Origin of the sequence: Bacillus sp. AFS041924 (assembly GCF_002577195.1) — a bacterium.
Lineage (GTDB): Bacteria > Bacillota > Bacilli > Bacillales > Bacillaceae_G > Gottfriedia.
This window is the reverse complement of record NZ_NULG01000068.1, coordinates 1-4344: the sequence shown is the minus strand read 5'-3', so window position 1 is coordinate 4344 and position 4344 is coordinate 1. Positions and strand designations below refer to the sequence as shown.

At 29.8% G+C, this 4344-nt stretch carries 5 protein-coding genes; all 5 read left to right on the top strand.

From position 1 onward, the window contains the following. Positions 1–73 precede the first annotated feature (73 nt). The 5 genes from COC46_RS15690 to COC46_RS15665 all read left to right on the top strand — a co-directional run bounded on the left by COC46_RS15690 (position 74) and on the right by COC46_RS15665 (position 4298). On the top strand, positions 74–526 hold the full coding sequence (locus tag COC46_RS15690; RefSeq protein WP_098810754.1) for a hypothetical protein: 453 nt from the start codon (positions 74–76) through the stop codon (positions 524–526). 66 nt (positions 527–592) lie between these two features. Continuing rightward, positions 593–895 carry a hypothetical protein gene (locus COC46_RS15685; protein ID WP_098810752.1) on the top strand — a complete coding sequence of 101 codons (303 nt, stop codon included), beginning with the start codon at positions 593–595 and terminating at the stop codon, positions 893–895. A gap of 287 nt (positions 896–1182) precedes the next feature. Further along, positions 1183–1674, top strand: coding sequence for an RNA polymerase sigma factor (locus COC46_RS15680; RefSeq protein ID WP_098810750.1), 492 nt, complete (start codon positions 1183–1185; stop codon positions 1672–1674). After that, a complete protein-coding gene (locus tag COC46_RS15675) occupies positions 1674–2585 on the top strand; it encodes a sigma factor regulator N-terminal domain-containing protein (protein WP_098810747.1) in 912 nt (303 codons plus the stop codon). The genes COC46_RS15680 and COC46_RS15675 overlap by 1 nt, the downstream gene beginning before the upstream one ends. Positions 2586–3833: 1248 nt before the next feature. Further along, positions 3834–4298 (top strand): hypothetical protein, encoded by a 465-nt coding sequence (locus COC46_RS15665; RefSeq protein ID WP_098810743.1) that lies wholly within the window; start codon positions 3834–3836, stop codon positions 4296–4298. Positions 4299–4344: the final 46 nt, after the last annotated feature.

The following is a 4344-nucleotide window of genomic DNA, read 5'->3' as shown; positions in this document are numbered from 1 at the left end:
CTGACCTTATAATACGAACTAATGCTTTAGTTGTACAAAGCTGACGGTCATATATTGTAGGAGAGAATCTAAAATGGATAAACAATTTGAGTCTCAATTAATAAAAGAAATTGAGAGTTTTGTTATTTGGTCTAAGACGGTAGAGAATTCTTATGGTGAATGGGAGACCGATTATCTTAATTGGGATAGGATATACATTTCTACAAATAACTTAATTGAAAAAATACCTGTTGGAAATTGGAGTACGGAATTAGTAAACAAATTTTTATTTATTTTAGCAAGGGACAATGAGTGTGAGAACATTATTGACCAGTTAATTGATCACCCTACTCAACTGATTGATTTAGCTAAACAATCTTTATCATTTAATGACTTTGAGGCGAGATGGCAAATTGCCTATGGACTTGGAGAGTTAACTGTTAATGAGGAAGAAGTTAAACTGCTCCTCAAACAATTTATAATTGATGAAGTAGAGTATGTAAGAAGAAGAGCATCATTTGCGTATGAGAAAAAAGAAAATAAATAAATTTGTTGTTCAACTAACGCGTGCATTAGTTAGTTGAATATAAGCTATTATTGAAAGTGGGGTATTATGAAAGAAATTTGGATTGAAGCTGAAGAGTGGTCAAATGAATATGATATTTATGATGAGAATACTGATGTGAAAGTAATATTTGAAGATGGTACTAAAGGGGTTGCTACCTTTATTACATATAAAAATATTTTGAGTTTAAGAGATAAAAATCAAGCTACTGGCGAGTGTCAGAATGGTAAATATTTTTGGGCAAGTGATATGTTATTGATAGAAGATATAAGTCGTAAAACAATAACAGATGTTATTGTTCAACTATTGGAAGATGATGAATTTTGGTCCGTATTTGAAAAGGTTAATTAGAATAATCTTATGTAACTAATGCAGTGCTTTAGTTGTACAATAAATAGAGGATGATCAATAATGATCATCCTCTATTTTCTCTATATAGCAGTTTAGTAGAATATGAAATATGCTTAAGAAAGTTATAACCTCCTACTTATTAATCTGGTAGGAGGTTATTAAAGTAATTGATAATAAATTAATTTCTGTAAAACAGACACAGGTAATATAGAAAAAAACTTTATTATTAATTTTGTGTATACATTTTCTATTGCTCATTCGTTGTATAAGTATAGGGAGGAACAAAGATGAAAAAAGAAAATGTGCTCGCCTCCTATCTTATCCATCTAGGAGAGGAAGTGTTCTATTTATTACTGGCAAAAGGAGCCAAAAAAGAGGATGCAGAAGATATCGTTCAAGACACTTTTTACAAAGTCTATACGCTGTTGGATAACCTAACAGAGAGCAATATACGTCCTTGGTTTTTTAGAGTGTCACTCAATCAATATATTGATTTAAAACGAAAAAAAGAGCACCAGAACATTTACTTAACAGAGGAAATATACTCAAAGCTCCAACACATAGATTGTGAATTTGATACTTTTTTAAATAAGGATGAGATTTTCTATTTATTAAAGGACGTAAAAAAAGAATACAAAGAAATTTTCTTATTAAAGTATTACTATGATTTTTCATACGAGGAAATTGCTCTTATTTTGGATATTCGAGTAGATAGCGTCAAGCAAAAACTATATCGTTCACGTAAATTTATTTATTCTAAAATAGGAGGAAAAAAATAATGGATAATTCGTTAAATGGAGCGCTAAAAAAGGCTAAACGTAAACATCTATTTAAAATCATTATTACTTCAATTATTGTCGTATTAATTCTATTACCAATCCTTTATAAAACAGGCAATTATTTTGCTGCAGAAAGTTCTTCAAGACTTCACGATAATCTTTTTTTACATAATGCCATTGCCGAACCTAATATTCAAATCGACTCCCAAGTGACAAGTAGTTCAACAATGTTTGGTGGCAATATTATCACGAATCGTTCTAAAAATATTAATGGTTATTTAGTTCAATGGAGCACACTCACTAGTTCGTATGATTGGATTCGTAACATTATAGATCACAACGAATTAATCCCGGGCTTTCATTGGTCTAATACAGACTCTTATGAGTATGACAAACAAACAAAGAAAAAAGTTGCGACATTTTATAACCCAACTATTCAAAAATACTATGACGGTGTACAAAACGAACTAGGGGAAATTTCACAAATGAAAAATCACGTTGCGGAAGTTGCCATTTCTTTCAATCGACCTTATACCTTTCAAGATATACAAGCAAAAATTCCCGTTAATTTAAATATCGTATGGTTGTATATGGCATCACCAATTGTCGATGAAAGTAAAGGACCTTCTGGTGCTTCAGTTTATGGATTTGATCCAACTGATTCACCGAATGAGGCATATAGTAGTTTTATTGATTCAATGGAAAAATATAGTTCTAAAGGTGATAATCAAACCATCCAGAATTTTTTAAAATTAAATAAAAATCAACCATTTGATAAAGTGAAAATTTTAGGAGTAATGCTCACTGGTCAAACTGAAAATTTTAAAGCCTTAGAAAACCAAGATTATATTCGTGGTGCTTCAGTTGGGGCCACTACACAAATCGTCCCCTATATTAAACCTGAAAAATAATAAGTAAGAGACCATTCACCTAGCTAAACTTTAAGCAACTAACTGATGCATTAGTTGTACAACTTGATCGGCTATTTAATCGATTTTTTTATTCAACAAAATGGCAGATTAGTTGAACAAGGAAATCAATAAATTTTGTAGAAATTATTTATATTATTGTATTTAGAGTGGAGGTTAATGAATGAGTATTCCCACTGAATTAGATGGTGCTAGGGTAATTCATTAACATTAAATTCCTTGTCTAATAAATAAGGAACGGTCGGAATAATAGATGATAATAAAGAAATAATTAATGAAATATCTATTACTGCTATGGCTATTTGTCAATATGAAGGAAGTAGTAATGAATATTATTTATTTTCTTGTGATTTAAATTGGGAGGTCATAGGGGATTCAATTTACGATACGATTGATGAAGCAAAGGAAAGTGCTAAGATAAATCACAATGTAAAGAATGGGGATTTGCTAACGAAATAGTCTTATGCAACTAAAACAGAGCATTAGTTGAACAATGATCGACTGCTTCTGCGGTCTTTTTTCTTGGAAAAATTGTAGGGTAATTCAATAAGAAACAATAAAAGGAAAAAATTACTAATTCTAGAATATAAATTATAGAAGTCGCTCTCTTTGTTATTTGGTTCTTTAAAAAGCACAAACCAATATAACAAATACAAGAGGTTGTTGTATTGAAAAAGTAATAAAGCAATATGTAAAATTAAAAGAATGAGTATGAGCATAGGACAAATCAATCGAATAGGGGGACTTCAAAATAAAAAAAACTTCAGCTACCCTAGGGGTATTATCTGGTGTATCGAGTATAATTTTGTGGGTTGTTTTCTCTTTTTTTAATCCTGCAAATATAAATGAATTCGATGTCAATTCAATCACATATACTTTCGTAATGTTATTTCTTCCAGCTTGTTTAATGATTTATTCTTCATTAACTTCTAAGAAAAGGTTTATGTTATTTGCTTTTATTTGGTCAATTCCTTTTAGTTTTTATTTTGCTTTGACACCTGGAATTTTTGCTATATTTGGAATTACCAGCATTTGTTATTATGCTAGTTATATTTTTATACGAACAGAAAAGAACTATTGAAGATTAATTTTTTATGAACTAACGCAGTGCAATAGTTGAACAACAAGATCGGCTGTTTAGTCGATTTTTTTATTCAACAAAATGGCAGTTTAGTTCAATAAGGAATGGTACAATAAATATACATAATCGTGTATTGGGGAATCTATTATATGGAAAAACACCTAACTAATGAAGTTCTGGATAAAGTATTTTTCGTTGATGGAAGTTTAAGGGATATTTATGTTTTAGATGTCAATTTGGACGATTGGCAAAAATTAATAGAATGGTTACGTTTATCTGATTGGGCTATTCAGTTTTATATAGATGGACAAAAAAACACGAATAAAATAACAAATGTATCTAAAATATTTGAAGAAAAAAAGAAAAAAAGTGTTTTAATGTCTATTAATATTAATGGTGTTTTGATAAATTGCCATTTCGTTGTAGAAGATGAAATAGAATTTGATATAAATCCTAAAGAAGTTATTGGTCTATCTGAAGCTAGTTCCGTTTTTAAATTTATGAGTAAGCTATCAAATGTGCTTGGAAAGGAAATTATGCTTACTGAAGAAAACTTCCTTGAACATCCTTTAGTTACAGTAAAATCTGATGGAACATTGCTTATGCATATTTAAGATAAGTTCTTATTCAACTAAAGCAGTGCTTATATATAGTATTTCA